The organism is Pseudoruegeria sp. SHC-113 (assembly GCF_025376885.1).
GTDB lineage: Bacteria > Pseudomonadota > Alphaproteobacteria > Rhodobacterales > Rhodobacteraceae > Pseudoruegeria.
Genome location: NZ_JAHUBR010000001.1, coordinates 1,940,046 through 1,959,579, shown reverse-complemented (window position 1 = coordinate 1,959,579; position 19,534 = coordinate 1,940,046). Strand labels below are relative to the sequence as shown.

Annotated in this window: 15 protein-coding genes and 1 other RNA gene; 7 read left to right on the top strand and 9 right to left on the bottom strand. The window is 63.3% G+C overall.

Translation table 11 applies throughout. The features are described 5' to 3' along the window. Nucleotides 1-32: 32 nt before the first annotated feature. Together KVX96_RS09710 and KVX96_RS09705 are read right to left on the bottom strand one after the other, a co-directional pair. The gene (locus KVX96_RS09710) at nt 33-1,472 is read right to left on the bottom strand and encodes a cryptochrome/photolyase family protein (RefSeq protein ID WP_261194202.1); all 1,440 of its coding nucleotides are present in this window, start codon (nt 1,470-1,472) and stop codon (nt 33-35) included. Nucleotides 1,473-1,711: 239 nt separating this feature from the next. Beyond that, nucleotides 1,712-3,283 (bottom strand): Hint domain-containing protein, encoded by a 1,572-nt coding sequence (locus KVX96_RS09705; RefSeq protein ID WP_261194201.1) that lies wholly within the window; start codon nt 3,281-3,283, stop codon nt 1,712-1,714. A 359-nt stretch (nt 3,284-3,642) separates the two neighbouring features. On the opposite strand from KVX96_RS09705, the gene ssrA reads away from it, so the two are divergent. The 3 genes from ssrA (at nt 3,643) to KVX96_RS09690 (ending at nt 5,972) form a co-directional block, all read left to right on the top strand. Continuing rightward, nucleotides 3,643-3,995, top strand: a transfer-messenger RNA (tmRNA) gene (gene ssrA, locus KVX96_RS09700). A 146-nt stretch (nt 3,996-4,141) separates the two neighbouring features. Further along, entirely contained in the window at nt 4,142-5,404 is a 1,263-nt protein-coding gene (chrA, locus tag KVX96_RS09695) for a chromate efflux transporter (protein ID WP_261194200.1), read from the top strand. Nucleotides 5,405-5,480: 76 nt separating this feature from the next. Further along, nucleotides 5,481-5,972 carry an SspB family protein gene (locus tag KVX96_RS09690; protein WP_261194199.1) on the top strand — a complete coding sequence of 164 codons (492 nt, stop codon included), beginning with the start codon at nt 5,481-5,483 and terminating at the stop codon, nt 5,970-5,972. Between the two features lie 134 nt (nt 5,973-6,106). Here the strand turns inward: KVX96_RS09690 and KVX96_RS09685 are convergent, their stop codons facing one another. Beyond that, nucleotides 6,107-7,171: a hypothetical protein gene (locus KVX96_RS09685; RefSeq protein ID WP_261194198.1), complete on the bottom strand. Its 1,065-nt coding sequence runs from the start codon at nt 7,169-7,171 to the stop codon at nt 6,107-6,109. Nucleotides 7,172-7,339: 168 nt separating this feature from the next. On the opposite strand from KVX96_RS09685, the gene fumC reads away from it, so the two are divergent. The 3 genes from fumC to KVX96_RS09670 all read left to right on the top strand — a co-directional run bounded on the left by fumC (nt 7,340) and on the right by KVX96_RS09670 (nt 9,447). Then, nucleotides 7,340-8,734: a class II fumarate hydratase gene (gene fumC / locus KVX96_RS09680; protein ID WP_261194197.1), complete on the top strand. Its 1,395-nt coding sequence runs from the start codon at nt 7,340-7,342 to the stop codon at nt 8,732-8,734. Continuing rightward, nucleotides 8,734-8,937: a DUF4169 family protein gene (locus tag KVX96_RS09675; RefSeq protein WP_261194196.1), complete on the top strand. Its 204-nt coding sequence runs from the start codon at nt 8,734-8,736 to the stop codon at nt 8,935-8,937. Before fumC ends, KVX96_RS09675 begins: the two co-directional genes overlap by 1 nt. Nucleotides 8,938-9,207: 270 nt before the next feature. Continuing rightward, the gene (locus KVX96_RS09670) at nt 9,208-9,447 is read left to right on the top strand and encodes a ribbon-helix-helix domain-containing protein (protein WP_261194195.1); all 240 of its coding nucleotides are present in this window, start codon (nt 9,208-9,210) and stop codon (nt 9,445-9,447) included. On the opposite strand, the gene KVX96_RS09665 is transcribed toward KVX96_RS09670, so the two are convergent. The 3 genes from KVX96_RS09665 to KVX96_RS09655 form a co-directional block, all read right to left on the bottom strand. After that, on the bottom strand, nt 9,444-10,742 hold the full coding sequence (locus KVX96_RS09665) for a cytochrome P450 (protein WP_261195429.1): 1,299 nt from the start codon (nt 10,740-10,742) through the stop codon (nt 9,444-9,446). The genes KVX96_RS09670 and KVX96_RS09665 overlap by 4 nt on opposite strands. A gap of 72 nt (nt 10,743-10,814) precedes the next feature. Next, the gene (locus KVX96_RS09660) at nt 10,815-12,053 is read right to left on the bottom strand and encodes a hypothetical protein (protein ID WP_261194194.1); all 1,239 of its coding nucleotides are present in this window, start codon (nt 12,051-12,053) and stop codon (nt 10,815-10,817) included. A 51-nt stretch (nt 12,054-12,104) separates the two neighbouring features. Beyond that, entirely contained in the window at nt 12,105-12,857 is a 753-nt protein-coding gene (locus tag KVX96_RS09655; RefSeq protein ID WP_261194193.1) for a cytochrome c biogenesis CcdA family protein, read from the bottom strand. A 114-nt stretch (nt 12,858-12,971) separates the two neighbouring features. On the opposite strand from KVX96_RS09655, the gene KVX96_RS09650 reads away from it, so the two are divergent. Then, entirely contained in the window at nt 12,972-13,199 is a 228-nt protein-coding gene (locus tag KVX96_RS09650; RefSeq protein ID WP_261194192.1) for a sulfurtransferase TusA family protein, read from the top strand. An 86-nt stretch (nt 13,200-13,285) separates the two neighbouring features. Here the strand turns inward: KVX96_RS09650 and KVX96_RS09645 are convergent, their stop codons facing one another. From KVX96_RS09645 to KVX96_RS09635, 3 genes are all read right to left on the bottom strand, one after another. After that, the gene (locus KVX96_RS09645; RefSeq protein WP_261194191.1) at nt 13,286-15,970 is read right to left on the bottom strand and encodes a ribonuclease E/G; all 2,685 of its coding nucleotides are present in this window, start codon (nt 15,968-15,970) and stop codon (nt 13,286-13,288) included. A 441-nt stretch (nt 15,971-16,411) separates the two neighbouring features. Then, nucleotides 16,412-17,743, bottom strand: a complete 1,332-nt coding sequence (locus KVX96_RS09640; protein ID WP_261194190.1) for a sigma-54-dependent transcriptional regulator — start codon at nt 17,741-17,743, stop codon at nt 16,412-16,414. A gap of 6 nt (nt 17,744-17,749) precedes the next feature. Then, a complete protein-coding gene (locus tag KVX96_RS09635) occupies nt 17,750-19,507 on the bottom strand; it encodes an ATP-binding protein (RefSeq protein ID WP_261194189.1) in 1,758 nt (585 codons plus the stop codon). Nucleotides 19,508-19,534 lie beyond the last annotated feature (27 nt).

Genomic DNA, 19,534 nt, shown 5'->3' with positions numbered 1-19,534 from the left:
TCCCGACTGCCACTTGAGCAGATACACCGCTGTTATTCAACGTTTTCTTCCTGTTGTTGTTTATGGATTTCATAGGCTTTCAATGCACGCGCCCGGCCTTCCGCAAGGTCAACCACTGGTCGTTCCGGGTATAGCTGATCTGGCGTAAGCCCCCAGCTACGCGGCACGGCGTCAAAGAAACTGAGCGCCTGCGCCCCCGGATCGCGGCTGGCCTCGGCCAGCCAGCGGCGTACATAGGCGCCGTCGGCGTCAAATTTTTCCTGCTGGGTCACCGGATTGAACACCCGGAAATAGGGTGCGGCATCGGGGCCGGAGCCGGCCACCCATTGCCAGCCCATGGCGTTGCTGGCCGGATCCCAATCGATCAGGCAATCGGCAAACCACTGCTGGCCCACCCGCCAGTGCACGCCCATGTGTTTGTTCAGGTAGGAGGCCACGATCATCCGCGCGCGGTTGTGCATCACGCCGGAGATATACATCTGCCGCATCGCCGCATCGACGAAGGGCACGCCCGTGCGCCCCTGTTTCCACGCCAGTACATCGGGGCTGCCGTCCTGCCAGGGGAAGCTCTCCCACTCGGGCCGCCAACTCTCGGTTTCGATATGGGGGGTGTGGTAGATCAGATGGTAGGCAAACTCGCGCCAGACCAATTCCTTCAGGAAATGCTCGGCCCCCTTCGCTCCGGCAGCCTGCGCGGCCTGCCCGGCGCGCCAGATCTTGTGCGGCGCAATCTCACCCACGGCAAGGTTTTCGCTCAGGCCGGAGGTGGCCGGCTCCGCCGGGTAATCCCGCCGCGCCTTGTAGCCATCGGCCTGGGTTGCGATGAACTGCGCTAGCCGGGCGCCAGCCGCGGCCTCGCCCACGCACATGTAAGGGGCAAGCACGGCGGCGCCCCGGTTCAAGGCGGCGCTCAAGGCCCAATCGCTGAGATCCTCGGAAGCCGGGAACGCCTTGGGCGCAGGGATCGCCTTGGGCGCGGGGATGGCTTCGGCCACCGGCAGATCCTTCACCGCGCGCCAGAAGGGTGAGTAAACGCGGTAAAATCCACCGCTGCCGGTCTGCACCGTCCAGGGCTCAAACAGCAGGTGCCCGCCGTGGCTTTCTGCACGGATATCAACAGCTTGCAGGGCGGACTTCACATCGGCATCGATCTCACGGGAAAGGCCGTCGTAAAGGCGGTTCCAATGTACCTGCGTTGCGCCCGTGCCGCGGCACAGCTCCAGCAGCACCTCGCGCGCCGGGCCGCTGCGCAGGATCAGGCGCTGGCCCAGTTTGCCGAGCGTCTCGGCAAAAGCCGCGACAGCCGCCTCGTAGCGCTGTGCAGGTGCGGCCCCTAGCGCATCGATGCGGGCCTCCCGGATACAGAGGCAGAGGATCGGCTGGCCGCTGGCAAGAGCCGCGCTCAGTGCCGGGTTGTCCTCAAGCCGGAAATCCCTGCGCAGCCAATAAATTACAGGCTGGTTTTCACTCATATCTGCTCCCTGCCGCCTCTATGCGATCGGCAACGCACCACTGATGCGGGCCGGATCCTGTTGTGACCCCGCAGAGCGGGGCGCGATCTCTGTAAAGACATACGCGCCGCCCCTGCGCATGGATCACTCGCGCGCAGGAAAGAAGGCCGAAAAAGGTGAAAAAATACCTCAAGCCCGATTGAGAAACGAAAAACGCCGCCCCGAGGGGCGGCGCTGATTGTTCTGCAATGTCAGAGGCTTCAGGACAGAAGCACACCCACGCGCGGCTTCAGCTGATCGCGGGCCGAGGTGTAGATGCTGTCGGGCTCGTCCTTGTCCAGCAGTTCCGGGAAGAGCGTCAGCAGCTCTTCGCGCATGTCTTCGGGCAGCGCCTCGATCGTCTTGCGGTTGGGGAAGAAGCTCTCCGTCTCCACCCCTTCGGCATAGATCACCTCGTGGTTTTCGAAAGCCACGTGATAGTAGACGACCCGCTCCTTGCCATGATCCATGCGGATCGTGGAGTCATTGCACAGCGTGAAGGCCGGGGTCAGCACGCCGTCGGGCTCGCCAAACATCATTTCCGCGCGCCAGTCGCGCACGAGGAAACGGTGCTGGCGGGAGACGCGCAGATCGCGCTCGGGCAGATCCTTCCCAAGGCTTCCGGCGGCGAAAAAGATCGGCTTGAGCGCCGGTTTGATCGCCATGATTTCCGGTTCCACCGGCGAAGAGCCAACCCAACGCACCTTCTGCACCCCGTGATCGCGCGTCACCACGCGATCGCCAATCGCAAGCGTCTCCACGGCGACAGGGCCATCCGGTGTCAGGATGTGCGTCCCTTCCACGAAACACACGACAACGCCAATCGACAGGTTGTTGGTGATCGTCTGGATATTGGGATCCTCACCAAAGACAGCATTGACCTGAACGTCCAGAACATCGCCCGGCATCAAGTTGTATCCGTCAAGCACAAGGCACTCGAAAGACCAGCCTGTCGGCGTCAGGATCACGCGCGGGTCGTCCACCGGGATGAATTCGAACAGTTCGCCCTCGACAAAGATCTCGAAACCGGCGAACTCCACCGGAATCAGCGGCTCCACGATGACATCCAGCAACTGCTCGCCGGAGGTGATCAGGACAGCATCTCCCGTCGCGACTGTATTCAGATCCTCAAGCGACGAGTTAACGCCAAGGCCAAGAGCTTTGATCACGGCGCCGAAATCATTTTCCAGGGCACGCGCAGGCGTATTGAAGTCCTGACCATCCGGATTGGGGAAACCATCCGATGCAAAGATCACGATGTTGGTGTCATCTGCGCTTACGCCGTTTGCGATCCAGTTTTCCTCGACTTCCTCGAGGCCGAGATCATAGCGAGTCCAGCCGTTGGGGCCGTCATCTGCAATGTCCTGAAGCGCCTGACGGAATGCATCGCCTTCGGTCAGGTTGAAGGTGCCGCGTTCATCCGAAGTCGAGGCGTAATCGATGAGCGTGATGTTCACCTCTTCCGGCGTGTAGCCGGCATCAATGTAAGCCTGAAACAATTCGTTGGCCGCGAAGAGTTGCGCCTCGAGAATGGTCTCGTTGTTGCCATCTCCATCGAAATCGGTGCCGGAGCTGTTTGCCGTGGAGCCGGATGAGTCGATGACAATCGCAATGTTGATCGTCTCGGCAATCTCGGTGAAGGTCACGTTCGAACTCAGTTCCGCCTGCTCATCCGTCGCCGGGTAGGCAAGCACCGAGCCAAGGGTCACGTCGATATCGCCGACAACCCCGCCATCGATGAGGCCGCTGTCCGTATCGGTGACGTTATTCGGGTTTGATGGGTTCGCTACCACAATTACCTCCATTTGCGCGCTGTCGGTGCACTCCGTCAGGCGCCGCACATACTGTCTTGCCAGTCATCCTAATTGGGACCCGATGCCAAGGCAGCGTCAACTTTTCCTTAAACTTCTATACAGCAAGATCGGCTAATTTCATATGAATTAAGGCGAAATTTGGACAGCCCCTTCAGCCTTGGCCTGTTTTATTGGCGGAACCCTGAAAACAATCCAAGCCGCCTGAGGGGATCGTTCTCGATGCGGAAATCGGCCGCCACATTTGCGCCATTTCTTACTTGCGCGAATTCCGAATCGATTCGCCGCTTCCCGAACACGACACATGATACCCCAAATACGCCCCTTACCCACCGCGCGCGCCGCTTGCATCCCCCCCGTGAAGCGCCTAAATATGGGGGGTCGGTTCGCCGACTATGGACATAAACGCGCTCGTAATAAGCGGATCGGACCCGGGGGCGGTACCCGGCGACTCCACCAAACAACCCTCGTTGGGGGCAGATGGGGTCGAAACAGGATCGACGAACGTCTAAAGGGGTTTGCTTTGTCCCGGTGAGATACCACCGTTATCGGTTCGCTAAGCATAATTGCCAACGACAATCGTGCTCCGGTCGCTCTCGCTGCTTAATGCAGTGCGAAAAGCCGAAATCTTAAGCCCTGTCGCCTAGCCGCGTCAGGCGGGGTTCGCAGGCACCTGGCAACAGAAGCCTGCACTTCCTCCCCCCTCCCTTGCGATGATCACAGGTATTTGTGACGTGCTGGCGGCTGCTTCGTGCACAGCGCTTGATTGCCGTAGCGCCGGGCGCTAGGCCTCACAGCAAGAGAGGCCGCGCGGGTCTGCGTGGCAAGGACGGAGACACGATGACAACGCCCAGCCTTTCCGAGATGGTCTCGGTGTTCGGTCGCATCGGCCTTTTGTCCTTCGGCGGGCCTGCCGCCCAGATCGCGCTGATGCACCGCGAGCTGGTGGAAGAACGCCCCTGGCTGACCGAACAGCAATATCTGAACGCGCTTTCCTTCTGCATGCTGCTGCCGGGGCCGGAGGCGATGCAGCTTGCCACCTATGCCGGTTGGCGCATGCAGGGCGTGCGCGGCGGGTTGATCGCAGGCCTGCTCTTCGTTGTGCCCGGAGCGCTTGTGATCATGGCGCTCTCGGGCCTTTACGCGGCCCTTGGCGATGTGCCGCTCGTGGAGGCGCTGTTTCTGGGGATCAAATGTACCGTGGTGGTGATCGTGCTGCAGGCGCTGCGGAAGGTGGCGAAGAAGGCGCTCACCTCGCGGGGGCATTGGATCGTGGCAGGCATGAGCTTCGCGGCGATCTTCCTGTTCAACCTGCCCTTCCCGCTGATCATCGCGGTGGCCGCTGTCTGGGGCTACCTCACGTCGCGGGGGGCTTCCAGCGAGGCCGCGCCCGCCGCAAACGTGCCGCTTGCCGCCACCTTGCGCACGGTCGCGCTTTGGGGCGCGCTCTGGGCCGCGCCGATTGCACTGGCGATGCTGGCGGGCTGGCCGCTGCTCACCGAGATCGGGCTGTTCTTCTCCAGGCTCGCCGTGGTGACCTTCGGCGGCGCCTACGCGGTTCTGGCCTATATGACGCAGGCCGTGGTGGTGGAGCACGGCTGGCTCACCACAGCCCAGATGATGGACGGGCTGGGGCTGGCTGAAACCACGCCGGGGCCGCTGATCCTCGTGACGCAATTCGTGGGCTTTCAGGCCGGCCATGCCGCAGGCGGCGCGGCGCTTGGTTTGGCGGCGGCGCTGATGGTGCTTTGGGTGACCTTCACGCCCTGCTTCCTCTGGATCTTCGCAGGTGCGCCCTACATCGAATGGATCTCGGCGCGGCCCGCGCTTTCCGGTGCGCTGAAGGCGATAACGGCGGCCGTGGTGGGGGTGATCCTGAACCTCTCAATCTGGTTCGCGCTGCACGTCTATTTCGCACGGCTCGAGGTGGCAGAGCTGGGCCCGGCGCGGCTGCTGATGCCTGAGCTTGCAAGCCTTCAGCCCTTCGCCATTGCCCTCACCGCGCTGGCTGCAATTCTGCTTTTGCGCTTTCGGATCAACCTCTTGCTGGTGTTGCCCGTCATGGCTGCCGCGGGGGCAGCCGGGCTGACGCTGGCGGGGTAAAATATAATGCGGCTGCTCCCTTTTCATCCGCCCCCTCTGCTTCTACAGTGGAGCCGTTGAAGTGGAAGGTGCCCGCATGTCTCGGACCATTGATTACGGAAACCTGATGCACACGGCGATGCGCGGCCTGATCCGCACCGTCCTGCAGGACGTGGCCGACAATGGCCTGCCCGGCCAGCACCATTTCTTCATCACTTTCGACACGCTTCATCCCGATGTGGAACTGGCCGATTGGCTTTCGGACCGCTATCCAGGTGAAATGACGGTTGTGATGCAGCATTGGTATGACAACCTTGAAGTGGGCGAAGACGGCTTCTCGGTCACGCTGAACTTCGGCGATTCCCCCGAGCCTCTCTACATCCCCTATGACGCCATCGTGACCTTCGTGGATCCTTCCGTCGAATTCGGCCTGCGGTTTGAGACGCAGCAGTCCGGCGACGATGAGGAAGACGAGGACGGCTTCCTCGCCGAGGAGCACGACGAGGCGCCGATGTCGGAGATGGTGGAAGAGGAAAGCAACCCGCCGCGCGACGCGGAAGTGGTGAGTCTCGACAGTTTCCGCAAGTAATCCGGTTTCAGGCGTGCCTTGCGCCTGACGGCGGCGGGGGTTCTGCCCCCGCACCACAGGTAAAGAGCGGGGGCTCTGCCCCCGCACCCCCGAGGTATTTCCGGCGAGAGGAAGGGGGCGGTTTTCTTTGCTTGTCAGTCGTCGGAACTTGCGGGCTGGAGCTTGTGGTGGCGCAGGTGGAGGCCGAGGGCGAGGCGGATGACGAGGCCGGTGGAGAGAAAGACGTAGATAACGGCGCAGGTCAGTTGCCAGAGGCGGCTTTCGAGCTGCGCGTCCACCTCGCTTTCCACGCCCGCAAGCGCTGCGCCGATCAGGATCACATAGGCCGAACAAGTGGAGCCGGCGAAGCTGCCCCAGCTCCTGCCCGACCAGATGAAGCCAGCACAGGTTGCGATCACCAAAAGGGCGATCATCAGAAGCAGCGGCCAGCTCGGCGCGAGCGTGAGCAGCCGGTAGGTGGCAAGGGCGGCGAGGCCGCCGAGCGCGCTGGCGGCAGCGAGCTCCAGCCCTTTGCCAAGGATATGGCGGTAAATCACCTTACGGCCCTCGGTTTCGGTGGAAATGGCGGTGAGTTTCTGCAGCAGCACCGCGACGAAGACCGGCAGCAACGGATAGGGCGCGGCGAAGCGTTGCAGCCAGACGATCAGGGGCAGTACCGCCAGCACGAGGCCAATCACCCGGGCGAGCCGTTCCACCGGCAGCGGCGGCGTGGGGGGAGCCACCGGTATACGGCCCGTGGGCAGCACCGCCCACGCCAGCCGGGCCAGGGCGAGGGCCGCGCCGAGATGTCCGATCATGACAAGGGCCAGATCCGCTCCCTGTCGCCCGCTCAGTTGCACGAGCAGAGGCACCAGCAGAAGTGCGATCAGGGCAATCAGCACGAAAAGCCCGTTGCCGCCTTTTGCCCCATACCAAAAGACGAGCCCGAGGCAGACCGCCTGCACCGCCAGGGACAGCAGGGGGAGCGCGCCGAGAGAGAGGAAGGCGAAAGCACCGCCGAAAAACACCGCGAAGGCAAAGGCCAGCAGCCGCAGCGAAAAGCCAAGCGGCAGCGGCTGGGGCAGTTGCAGCAGCGGTACGAGGAACACGGGCGTCATATAGGCCAGCGGCACATCGGCCAGTTCCGCCACCGCGTAGCTGCCCCAGACACAGGCGGTGAAGCGGAGCGCGTCCCGTGTGGCTTCCGCCGGTCTGTCCATATGGCCTTCCCCTCATGCCCATGCGTTTGTGATCACATCCGATAAGCCTAGCCCCAAATGCGCCGAAATGCAGCACAATCTGCGGCGATCCGGCCGCCCTGCCCCAATTGCTCTTTGCCGGGGCAGCGCTTATACGCAACGTCATCTGACCATTGAGGAGAGCCTGGGATGAGCGAGACCCGCACCGAAACCGACAGCTTTGGCCCGCTGGAGGTTCCGTCCGAGAAATACTGGGGCGCGCAGACGCAGCGCTCGATCATGAACTTCCCCATCGGCTGGGAAAAACAACCCGTGGCCATCGTGCGCGCGCTGGGCGTGATCAAGCAGGCCTGCGCCATGGCCAACAAGGAGAGCGGTGCGCTCGACCCCAAACTGGCCGATGCGATCATTCAGGCCGCGAGCGAAGTGGTGGCTGGCAAGTTCGACGACAACTTCCCGCTCGTCGTCTGGCAGACGGGCTCGGGCACGCAGTCCAACATGAACGCCAATGAGGTCATCGCCAACCGCGCGATCGAGATCCTCGGCGGCGTGATCGGCTCAAAGGATCCGGTGCACCCCAACGATCACTGCAACATGGGGCAATCCTCCAACGACACCTTCCCCACCGCCATGCATATCGCCGCCGCGATGATGACGCGCGACGTGCTGCTGCCGGGGCTCACCAAGCTCGCCGAAGGGCTTGAGGCGAAGGCCGAGGCCTTCAAGGACATCATCAAGATCGGCCGCACTCACACGCAAGACGCCACCCCGCTCACGCTGGGGCAGGAGTTCTCGGGCTACGCGATGCAGATCCGCAATGGCATCAAGCGCATCGAGCTGGCGTTGCCGGGCATCTACGAGTTGGCACAGGGCGGCACCGCCGTGGGCACCGGGCTCAACACCCGCAAAGGCTGGGGCGAGACCGTGGCCGCGAACATGGCCGAGATCACCGGCCTGCCCTTCGTCACCGCGCCCAACAAGTTCGAAGCGCTGGCCGCCCATGACGCGATGGTCTTCATGTCCGGCGCGCTCACCACGGTGGCCGGTGCGATGTACAAGATCGCCAACGACATCCGCTTCCTCGGCTCAGGCCCCCGTTCCGGCCTTGGCGAGCTGATCCTGCCAGAAAACGAGCCCGGCTCCTCGATCATGCCGGGCAAGGTGAACCCGACGCAGGCCGAAGCCATGACGCAGGTCGCTGCCCATGTGATGGGCAACGATGCGGCGATCAAGTTCGCCGGCTCGCAAGGCCACTTCGAGCTGAACGTCTACAACCCGATGATGAGCTACAACCTGCTGCAATCCATGCAGCTGCTGGGCGATGTGGCCGACAGCTTCACCGAGCGCATGCTGATGGGCATCGAGGCCAATGAGGCGCGCATCGACAAGCTGATGAAGGAAAGCCTGATGCTCGTCACCGCGCTGGCCCCCACCATCGGCTATGACAACGCCACCAAGGTCGCCAAGACGGCGCATAAGAACGGCACCACCCTGAAGGAAGAGGCCGTGCGGCTTGGCTTCGTGGATGAGGCCACCTTTAACGCCGTTGTCCGCCCTGAGCAGATGATCGGCCCCAAGGACTGATGGGCGACACGCCCATCAACCTAAACCGCGCGCGGAAGGCCCGCGCGCGGGATGAAAAGCGCAAAGCGGCGGATGCCAACGCTCTGCGCCACGGCCTGACCAAGGCACAGAAGGCCGCGCTCAAGGCGGAAAACGCGCGCAAGGCACGCCTTCTGGATCAGCATCGCAAAGCCGAAACGCCGTCTGATCCCGAGAAAAAGTGAACCCGCGTGATCCTGTCGCAGGATTTTGCCCTGTCCGGCCTCCGTTCCCGTTCTATCTCGACTACAGCAGGGGTCTGCCCCATGCGGCCTGACGTGTCAGGTTCCGGTGGCAGCGCCGCTGCGGTTGCGTAAACGGTTCAGTCTTTCGCGGGGTGTATCAAGGCCTTGCGGATGGCTGCGTAAACAGGGTCACATGGGCTGCGGGCCGCTCGGGCAGGAAGAACGCGCTGCAGGCCATGGCACGGACGATGTTGCAGGAGACAGGACGGCATGAACACACGCCCGCAAAAACACTCGCTGACGCTGAAGGGCCACCGCACCAGCGTCTCGCTGGAAGATGAATTCTGGGAAGCTTTCCGCGAGATCGCGGCGGAGCGGAACATGCCGATCAACGCGCTGGCCGTGGAGATCGACGAAAACCGCGATGCAGACAGCGGGCTGGCCTCGTCGATCCGGCTTTACGTGCTGCGGCACCTGCAGGTGCAGGCGTCGATGCGGCGCGCCTCTTAGCGCTTTTCCGCCTTCAACCAGATCCCGTCTTCCGCGCGCACCGTGAGATGCGCGACGGGCCTGGGCACACGCGCCGGATCGGCAGAGAAGCGGTAGGCGCGCAGCATCTGGGCCAGTAGCAAGGGCCCTTCCACCATCGCAAAGCCTGCGCCCGTGCAGACGCGCGGCCCGGCAGAGAACGGGATGAAGGCCGAGCGCAGGCAGGCGCGGCCGTTCTCGCTCGCGTAACGATCCGGGTCAAAAGCGTCGGGCGCGTCCCAGAGCCGCTGGTGGCGGTGCAGGTGCCAAGGCGAGAGCACAACCTGCGCGCCCGGTTTCACAGGCCGCTTGCGGAAGACCTCCGGGCAGGTGGTTTCGCGCACCATCATCGGCACCGGCGGATACAGCCTGAGCGCCTCGCGGAAGACATCGCGGGTGAATTTCAACCGGCCCATCACCGAGAAATCCTCCCCCGCCGCGAAGGCCGCTTTGGCTTCAGCCGCTGCGCGCTCCTGCGCCTCCGGATGGGTGGCGAGCAGGTAAAGCGCCCAGCCGAGGGCCGAGGCGCTGGTTTCATGGCCAGCAAGGAAGAAGATGGCGACCTGATCGACCATCTCTTCGGTGGTGAAGCGCCCGCCGTGGAGCGGATCTTCCGTTGTCATGATCTTGGTGGCCAGATCGTCGGGCGCGGTGCCAGCCTCGATGTCGGCCATGCGCTCTTTCGTGAGGCCGGTGATCAGCGCCCGGATGCTGCGCGCGGTATCCTTCGTGCGCCGCCGGTGCAGGCGCGGCATCCAGCGCGGCAGGGGCAGGAAGGCGCCGAGGTTCAGGATCGGCTGGGTGCGCTGGTAGGCGCGGAACTCCGAAAACACGCGGGAGGCCACATCATGGGTGATCGGGATCGAAAACAGCGTGCGGAAGATGACATCCGCCGCCGCATGGCTGGCCTCTTCCTCGAATTCCACATAGCCCCCCTGCCCCGCAAGCCGCGCCACGGCGGCCTCCCCGGCGGCCTTCATCGCGGGAAAAGTATCGCGCAGGCGGCCGCCCTCGAACGCCGGGTCAATGATGCGGCGCTGGCGCTTCCACACCTCGCCATTGGTGAGGAAGACGGACTCCCCCAGAAGCGGGCGCAGGCCTTCGCTGATGCGGCCGGATTTCGGGAAATCGTCGGGCCGCTCCTTCAGCACCAGATCCACGAGCTGCGGATCATTGGCGAGGTATGAGCGGAAGAAGGGCGTTTTGAACTCCGCCATCCACGCGCGATAGAGCTTCTCCGGCTGGGCCGAGAGAATGTCGCGCCGAAACAGCCGCATGTAGCGAAAGAGCGAGACCTTCTCGGCCCGCACCGGCGGCTTGGGAGGCAGGGGCGGCTGGGGTGCCAAGGCTTAGGCCGCCATGGAGGTATAGGGCGATTGCGGGCGCGTTTTCAGGGATTTGGACGAGGCGCGCCCGGCGTAGCGATCCCCCAGCGTGCGCGGGCCGGCGGTGATCTGGAAGTAGTCGTAATCCTTCGGCGCATCGAACGCACAGAGGTATTGGAAATGCAGCTGGAAGAAATGCCAGCGCTTGGCTTTCCATGTCTCGGGTTTCAGCGATTGGGTGAAGGCGGCGGAAAACACCAGCGGCCAGCGCTGATTCTCCGTTGCCACGCCGCTCACCGCCACCGGATCACACAGCGCGAAGGCGCAGCCATCGCCGGGCGCCGTGACATCGACCCATGTGATATCGTCGCGCTCCGAGAGGAACTGCAGATCGGCGCGCAGGCGTTTGGCTTCCGGCAGGAAAGAGACCATCGGAATCACATGGCCCAGCGACAGCAGCCCCAGCGCCGGGCCATTGGCGGGCACGCGGCCCTCGCGCAGCAGATCGGACAGGATCGACACGCCGATATGCGCGCCGTAGCTGTGGCCGACCACCAGCACCTCATCCACGTCATCGGTGAGCGCCTTGGCCACCTCGTCGCCAAAGCTGCGGATCCGCGCCTCAAGGGCGGGCGGGTTCGCGCCGCGCGTGGCCGACGAATAGGCGTAATCATGCATCAGGTAATAGGCGTAGAACTTGTTGTCGTTGCGCTTGAACCAGCGCAGGAGGCCGCCGATCACCGGCCAGCTTGCGATCACGCCGAGGATCGGATGGGCGAAGACGGAGACGATGGAATAGGCCAGAAAGCCAGCAAACAGCGCCACGATCAGCTGCAGCAGCAGCATGCCCACCGGGTAGAAGGCTGCGATCAAGGGCCCCTTGCGCAGCCGCATCAGCCGCCAGAGCGAGCCTGACGAGATGTACACCCAGGCCGTGCGGATCAGCAGCCAATAGGCCTGCGCCACGGAGATATTCATCGACTCACGCACGATGTCGGACCAGTAGAGCACCTCGACATCGCTCTGCACGTCGCGGCCCTCAATGGTGGCCTCCACGTGCCAGCCGTAAGGGCCCTCGCCCTGTTTCGGCTTTTGCGCAATGTCGTAGCCGGAAATCGCCGCCTGCACTCGACTTTCGCTACGGTACAGCTCGCGGTAGCGGCGCGGGTGGAACGGGTCGTAGCCCGGAATATAGAACACCCGGCGGCGGCGCACCTGCCCCGGTTGGTGGTCTGTCTGCTCTTGTGTGCCTGTCTCGCTCATGGGGGCAGCATAGGCAGGGAAGCGGGCGAAATTAAGCCAATTTCGCGCCCGTTACCCCAGAAGCGCGAGGCCCGGGAAAGTTTCCAGCAGCCACCAGGAAAAGCGGCTGAACGCGCCGGTGACAAGCGCCAGCCCAACGAGGATGAGCAAGCCGCCCATGCATTTCTCAATCACGCCCATATAGGGCTTGATGCGGTTCATCACCCCCATGGCGTTCTGGATGAAAAACGCGGCCAGCAGGAAGGGAATGCCAAGCCCGGCAGCATAGACGGCAAGCAGCACGGTGCCGCGCGTCACGGAAGCCTCGGAGGCCGCGAGCGACAGGATCGCCCCCAGTTGCGGGCCGATGCAAGGCGTCCAGCCGAAGGCGAAGGCGAGCCCCAGCACATAGGCCCCGAACGCCGAGCCGCCGCGATCCCCGGCATCAAGGCGGGCTTCGCGATCCAGAAAGGGGATGCGCAGGATCGAGAGGAAATGCAGCCCGAAAAGGATCACCACCACACCTGAGATTTGCGCGAAAAGCTCCTGATTTCGAAGGAAAAATGCCCCGAAGGCCGAGGCCGTGAAGCCAAGGATCAGAAAGACGGTCGACAACCCCATCACGAAGAAAAGCGCGGGGATGAGCGCCTTGTTGCGCCCTTGCTCGCGGCTCGTCATCTCGCCCATGCTCATGCCGCTCATATAGGCCAGATAGGGTGGCACGATAGGCAGCACGCAGGGCGACAGGAAGGACAGAAGCCCCGCCAGCAAGGCCACGAACATGGCCGGCAGCAACGCTGCGTCGATGATCTCGATTCCGAACATGGGGCCTTCCTTGGTGCTTTGGGACCGGTCTAGCCGAGTGCGCCGGGAAGGTCACGCGCACAGAAGGTCACATTGCCGTGGACAAGATCGCGGGCGGTGGCTAACTCCTAGAGCATGAACACCGATCTCGACATCGACGCCATCGGCCTGCTGTGCCCCCTGCCCGTTCTGCGGCTGCGCAAACGCATGGCTGCGCTCGCACCGGGGCAAGTGGCCTGCCTTCGGGCGGATGATCCCGCCGCCATCGTGGACGTTCCCCATTTCTGCAACGAATCCGGCAACGCCTTCCTTGAGATGGTGGAGGCCGACGGGCACATGGCCTTCTACGTGCGCAAAGGCTAGGCCCCGCGCGCCTTTCGCATCACCACCCCAAACGAAAAACGCCGGGCACTGCCCGGCGTTTTCGTTTCTTGGCGATCAGGCCCGGATCAGACGGACCACCAGCCGCGCCGCTTAGGCTTGTCGGAGGTGTTTTCTTCCTCAGGTGCGGCTTCGGCGGTTTCGGCCATTTCCAGCACGGGTTCCTCAGCCGGTTCCGGCGCGGCTTCGGCTTCCGCCTCGGCGGCGGTTTCCTCAGCAGCCTCTTCCGAAGCCTCTTCCGCCTCGGTGGTTTCGGAGGCTTCCGGCGCCGGATCTTCCGCAGGTGCCGGGGCTTCTTCTGACACAGGCTCCGCAGGCGCTTCGGCTTCCACCGGAGCTTCGGCTTCAGCTTCGACAGGAGCTTCCGTTTCCACCTCGGCCTCCGCCTCGCTGGCGTCCGCCACTGGCGCTTCGGTCACGGTCTCTTCGGTGGCAGTGTCAGCGTCCGCAGGAGCCTCCGCCGCTGCGGCTTCGTCCTCCGTCACCTTCTTCTTGCGCGAACGGCTGCGGCGGCGCTTGGGCTTTTCTTCGCCTTCGGGCTTGTCGTCAGCGCTTTCCTCGGACGGCTTGTCAGCTGTTTCCTCGGACGCGGCATCGGCTTTGCCTTCCGAAGACTCCTCATCGGAGTCGCCATTGTCCTCGTTGGAGCTGTTACCGTTCTCACCGTTCTCACCCGACTTCGAGCGACGGCGACGACGACGACGGCGGCGTTTCTTCGGCTGCTGCTCTTCCGCGGCCTCCTCGGTGGCTTCGACCTCTTCGGCCTCTTCCACGATCTCCTCTTCCTCATCCACCTCTTTCATGATGGCGGAGGTATCGACAGAGACGACTTGCGCCGTCTGCACCACGGCGCGGGTGGCCGTCTTGAACCGTTCGATGGTGAAATCCGGGCTCACCAGATGCGGATCGGCCTCGACCCGAACCGACAGCCCGTAGCGGCTTTCGATCTGGGCGATGTGCTCGCGCTTCTGGTTCATGATGAAGTTCACGATGCCGATCGGCGCTTTCAGCAGAACCTCGCGGGACCGGCCACGCACGCCTTCCTCTTCGAGCTGACGCAGGATCGACAGCGCAAGGTTGTCGTCCGAGCGGATCAAACCGGTGCCATGGCAGGCCGTACACGGCTGCGTCGTGGCCTCGATCATGCCGGGGCGCAGGCGCTGACGGCTCATCTCCATCAGGCCAAAGCCCGAAATCCGGCCCACCTGAATGCGGGCGCGATCGGTCTTCAGCTTGTCCTTCATGCGCTTTTCGACGGCGGCGTTGTTGCGGCGCTCTTCCATGTCGATGAAATCGATCACGATGAGCCCGGCCAGGTCGCGCAGGCGCAGCTGGCGTGCGACTTCTTCGGCCGCTTCAAGGTTCGTCTTGAGCGCGGTTTCCTCGATGCTGCCTTCCTTCGTGGCGCGGCCGGAGTTCACATCGATGGCCACGAGGGCCTCGGTGACGCCGATCACGATGTAGCCACCGGATTTCAACTGCACCGTCGGGTTGAACATCGCGCCAAGGTAACTTTCCACCTGGTAGCGCGCGAAGAGCGGCAGCGGATCGGTGTATTGCTTCACGTTCTTGGCGTGGGACGGCATGATCATTTTCATGAAGTCCTTCGCCGTACGGTAGCCTTCCGGCCCCTCGACGATAACTTCGTCGATCTCGCGGTTGTAGAGATCGCGGATCGAGCGTTTGATCAGGTTGCCTTCTTCATAGATCGGCGCAGGCGCGATGCTTTTCAGCGTCAGCTCACGGATCTGCTCCCAGAGGCGCTGCAGGTATTCGTAATCGCGCTTGATTTCCGACTTGGTGCGCTTGGCGCCCGCGGTGCGGATGATCAGGCCGGCCCCTTCGGGCACGTCGATCTCATTGGCGATTTCCTTGAGCTTCTTGCGGTCCACCGCGTTGGTGATCTTGCGGGAGATGCCGCCGCCACGGGCGGTGTTGGGCATCAGCACGCAGTAGCGGCCCGCCAGCGAGAGGTAGGTGGTGAGGGCCGCGCCCTTGTTGCCACGCTCTTCCTTGACGACCTGCACCAGCAGGATCTGGCGCACCTTGATCACTTCCTGGATCTTGTAGCGGCGCGGACGCGGTTTGCGCGGCTGGCGGATCTCTTCCGTCACATCCTCTTCGGCGACGCTTTCGATTTCGCTGTCCTTGTCGGCAGGCTCCAGCGTCTCGTCATCGTCGCTCTCATCGGCGCTGTCCTCAGCGGAAGGAGTCTCAACCGGCGTGTCGCCGACAAGCTCCATCGGGCTGCTGCCCTCGACGTCATCTTCGTCATCACTGACGTCAACAACATCCATGCCGGGAATGCTGGTGCCATCTTCCGTCTCGATCTCGGACTCAACGTCTTGCGAGACAACGGCATCCTTCTTGGCAGCGGCGGCCTTGCTGCTGCTGCTGCGCGAGCGCGACCGGGAGCGAGATTTCTTCGCCGGCTTCTCGTCGTCGTCCTCGTTCAGGGAGGCGGCATAGGCACGCTCCTCGGCGAGCAGCGCTTCGCGGTCGGCCACGGGGATCTGGTAGTAATCCGGGTGGATTTCCGAAAACGCCAGAAAGCCGTGACGGTTTCCGCCATAGTCAACGAAGGCCGCCTGGAGCGAAGGCTCTACGCGGGTGACTTTTGCCAGGTAGATGTTGCCAGCAAGCTGGCGTTTGTTTTCGGACTCAAAGTCAAATTCCTCGACCTTGTTTCCGTCCACCACCACAACGCGGGTTTCTTCCGCGTGGGTGGCATCGATGAGCATTTTCTTAGCCATTGTAACTCTTTACACCGCGCAAGCGCGCCACCCCCCGGAGGGGCCTCGGATTGCGGATGCTGTCTGGTAGGGGCGAATTCGGACGCTGCAACGGCAAGCGCGGCGGCCCTTTGGGCCCCAGCTGCCTGCCTGTTTTCAACTGCGCGTCTCATCGCGTTTCTTCTCCGACGCCAAGGGGATCTAGGCGCCAATTGATGGCCCGGCGCTTGAGGCGTCACGGGCGAAAGCTTTCGGAGCGCTTGGCTCCACGGTCCGGTCTTGCCGCTCCTTCCCGAGGGCTGGCAAGGGTGCCGGAAAAACTCAAAAGCGATCCAGGGCCCGCCTACAGTTGGCCTGAAAACGGGACGGATCGCCGTAAAATGACATTAATGCCACTGTCCGGAAAATTACAATGGGCAAAATTATCCACAGGCCGCAAATGCCGGCCAGAGCGCCCCTTCCCTAGAGGTAATCGGAGCGCTGCAGCCCGTATTTGGCCATCTTCTCGTTCAAGGTACGCCGGGGCAGGCAGAGCTCGTCCATCACGTTGACGATCGAGCCCTTGTGGCGGCGCATGGTGTTGTCGATCAGCATGCGCTCGAAGGCTTCCACATATTCCTTCAGCGGCTTGCCTTCGGTTGTCATCACCGGCTGCACGTCGTCGGTGTCGGCCATGAGCAGCGAGGTGATGGAGCCGGAGCCGCGGCGGTTCTGCAGCACGGCGCGCTCGACGAGGTTGATCAGCTGGCGCACGTTGCCGGGCCACGGGGCCTGCAAAAGCTGCGCGGCCTCTTGCGCGGAGACTTCCGGCGTTTCGCAGCCGTATTCCTCGGCGAATTGCTCGGCGAGGCGGGTGAAGAGCGTCAGGATGTCCTCGCCGCGCTGGCGCAGCGGCGGAAGGGTGATCTTGAGCGCCGCGAGCCTGTAGTAGAGATCGGGGCGCAGCACGCTTTCGCAGGTCTTGCCCTGCTCCTGCAGGTTGCAGATCGCCACGATCCGCGTCTCGGCCGGCGTGCCCTGCTCGTTGATGTAGCTCAGCAGCCGCGCTTGATTGACCTCGTTCAGCGCCTCGATGTCTTCCAGCACCAGCGTGCCGCCCCGCGTGGCTTCCACGAGCGGCAGCGCGCCATCGTCATCGACGGGGCCAAAGAGCCTGCGCCCAAGGGCTTCATCCTCAAGCGCGGCGCAGCTTTGCACGGTGAATTTCTTGCCCGCACGGGAGCCAACCGCATGGAGTGCATGGGCCACCAGCGTTTTGCCGGTGCCAGTTTCGCCCTCGATCAGCACATGGCCGTCGGCCTGCCCCAGATCGAGAATGTCCTCGCGCAGCCGCTCCATCACGGGCGAGGCGCCAATCAGCTTGCGCATCACCGCATCGCCATCGCCCAGCTCCTTGCGCAGCGCGCGGCTGTCGAGCGTCAGGCGGCGGGCCTGCGTGGCCTTCTTGGCCAGTTCCGTCATGCGGTCGGGGTTGAAGGGCTTTTCCAGAAAGTCGTAAGCCCCCATCCGCATCGCTTCCACCGCCATCGGCACATCGCCATGGCCAGTGATCATGATCACCGGAAGCGCGCTGTCATTGCCCATGAGGCGTTTGAGGAACTGCATCCCGTCCATGCCGGGCATGCGGATATCGGAGACCACCACGCCGGGATAATCCGGCCCCAGCGCCTTGAGCGCGTCTTCCGCGCTAGCGAAGGTTTCGGTGTCGAACCCCGACAGCGCCAGCCACTGGCTGATCGACTGCCGCATATCCTGTTCGTCATCCACGATCGCGATTTTCATAGCTTGCGCCATCTGGCCTCACTCGGCTGCTTCAATTTCATCGGTCAATATGGGGAGCCTCACCTGGAATACAGCCCCCCCGCCCTCACCGTTGCGTGCGGTCAGGCGGCCGCCCAGATCCTTCACGATGCCCGAAGAGATGGCGAGGCCAAGGCCGACGCCATCGCCGGGCTGCTTGGTGGTGTAGAAAGGCTCAAAGAGCGAGTCCAGATCCTCGATCCCGGTGCCGTTGTCACGCACGGAGAGCGTCACCGTCTCGCCCGCAGAAAGCAGGATCTCGATTTCGGGATCCTTTACCGTGCGCGTGGCATCGAGCGCGTTGCGGAAGAGGTTGATGATCACCTGCTCCAGCCGCACCCGATCGCCCATGATCAGCACCGGCTCCGGCGGGATGGATTTGGTGATCCGCACCTGCCGGCGGCGCAGCTGCGGCTCCATCATCGAAAGCGCCGACAGCACCGCCTCGCGGGTGTCGACGGGTACGAATTCATCGCCGCCCTTGCGCGCGTAGCTCTTGAGTTGCTTGGTGATCGCGCCCATGCGTTCGATCAGATCGTCGATGCGCTGGAAAGAGGAAATCGCCTCATCCGGGCGCTTGCGTTGCAGCAGCAGCTTGGATCCGGCCAGATAGGTTTTCATCGCGGCAAGCGGCTGGTTCAGCTCGTGGCTGACGGCCGCGCTCATCTCGCCAAGGGCGGCGAGCTTGGAGGATTGCGCCAGCGTTTGTTCGGCGACCTGCAGGCTCTTCTCCACCCGCTGACGTTCGCTGATCTCGCGCCGCAGGCGCTGGTTCAGCTCGCGCAGTTCCGCACTTTCGCGCTGGAAGATGAGCGAGCGCAGCTGCGCCTTGCGCGACAGCAGGTAAAAGGCCATCGCGAGCAGCATGGCAAAGCCCATGATCTCCAGCGCCAGCACGCCGTTCACCCGCTCGCGCACCGAGTTGTAGGTGGTGAAAGAGGCCATCTTCCAGCCCTGAAACGGGATCCGGCTTTCAAGCCGCATCAGGCTGTCGCCCTGCAGGTAGGCATCGACAGGCAGCGCCGGCCAATCCGCCGTGGCGCGCAGCGCGCGGGCGATGGCCGAAGGCGCGGGAAGCTCCGAAAGCGCCTCGGCCTCGGTGCGTCCGCGCCAGCGTGGCTCGGTGGCCAGAATGATCACGCCTTCGCTGTCGGTCACCAGCACGGCGTCGGAGATGGAAGACCACGTGCTTTCGAACTTGCGCAGATCCACACCAACGACGATCACGCCCTGCGTGTCGAGCACGCCTTCCATCTTACGGGAATAGAAGAAATCCGTCGCGCCGGTTTCCAGCCGGATCGCGGAAAACACCGTATCGTTCGCGCGCACGGCCTCGATGAAATAGGGCTCGGAGCGGAGGTTCTTGCCAAGCAGATTTCGGTCGGAGGCCGCCACCACACGCCCGTCTTCGTCCAACAGCATCAGCGAGCCGGCAGCGATCTGCTCCACCAGCGAGATCAGGCGCTGGGAGCTTTGGGTGTAGTCACCGGTGTTAAGCGCACCGATCAGGGCCGGATCGCGCGCCAGAAGCTGGGGCACGATGGCGTTGCGGCGCAGCTCGCTCAGCAGGTTGCCGGAGTAAAGCGCCTGCCGCACCTGCGCGGTGTTGCGGGTGGTTTCGGTATAGCGTTCTGTGAGGAACAGGTTGGTGACCCAGACGACAGACACCGCCACGAGCACGAAAACAACCACGGCAAGGCGCACGCGCCATGTCGTGGTTTCTTCTCGGATGGGCACTGGGCTCTGGCCTTGGGACATGGGCCGAATCTACGCCCGTGGGCGAGA

What these genes read in the sequence shown, in the direction of transcription:
- KVX96_RS09710 (WP_261194202.1), bottom strand. Translation starts at nt 1,472, where the DNA reads ATGAGTGAAAACCAGCCTGTAATTTATTGGCTGCGCAGGGATTTCCGG.
- chrA (WP_261194200.1), top strand. Translation starts at nt 4,142, where the DNA reads ATGACAACGCCCAGCCTTTCCGAGATGGTCTCGGTGTTCGGTCGCATC.
- KVX96_RS09690 (WP_261194199.1), top strand. Translation starts at nt 5,481, where the DNA reads ATGTCTCGGACCATTGATTACGGAAACCTGATGCACACGGCGATGCGC.
- KVX96_RS09685 (WP_261194198.1), bottom strand. Translation starts at nt 7,171, where the DNA reads ATGGACAGACCGGCGGAAGCCACACGGGACGCGCTCCGCTTCACCGCC.
- fumC (WP_261194197.1), top strand. Translation starts at nt 7,340, where the DNA reads ATGAGCGAGACCCGCACCGAAACCGACAGCTTTGGCCCGCTGGAGGTT.
- KVX96_RS09675 (WP_261194196.1), top strand. Translation starts at nt 8,734, where the DNA reads ATGGGCGACACGCCCATCAACCTAAACCGCGCGCGGAAGGCCCGCGCG.
- KVX96_RS09670 (WP_261194195.1), top strand. Translation starts at nt 9,208, where the DNA reads ATGAACACACGCCCGCAAAAACACTCGCTGACGCTGAAGGGCCACCGC.
- KVX96_RS09665 (WP_261195429.1), bottom strand. Translation starts at nt 10,742, where the DNA reads ATGCGGCTGTTTCGGCGCGACATTCTCTCGGCCCAGCCGGAGAAGCTC.
- KVX96_RS09660 (WP_261194194.1), bottom strand. Translation starts at nt 12,053, where the DNA reads ATGAGCGAGACAGGCACACAAGAGCAGACAGACCACCAACCGGGGCAG.
- KVX96_RS09655 (WP_261194193.1), bottom strand. Translation starts at nt 12,857, where the DNA reads ATGTTCGGAATCGAGATCATCGACGCAGCGTTGCTGCCGGCCATGTTC.
- KVX96_RS09650 (WP_261194192.1), top strand. Translation starts at nt 12,972, where the DNA reads ATGAACACCGATCTCGACATCGACGCCATCGGCCTGCTGTGCCCCCTG.
- KVX96_RS09645 (WP_261194191.1), bottom strand. Translation starts at nt 15,970, where the DNA reads ATGGCTAAGAAAATGCTCATCGATGCCACCCACGCGGAAGAAACCCGC.
- KVX96_RS09640 (WP_261194190.1), bottom strand. Translation starts at nt 17,743, where the DNA reads ATGGCGCAAGCTATGAAAATCGCGATCGTGGATGACGAACAGGATATG.
- KVX96_RS09635 (WP_261194189.1), bottom strand. Translation starts at nt 19,507, where the DNA reads ATGTCCCAAGGCCAGAGCCCAGTGCCCATCCGAGAAGAAACCACGACA.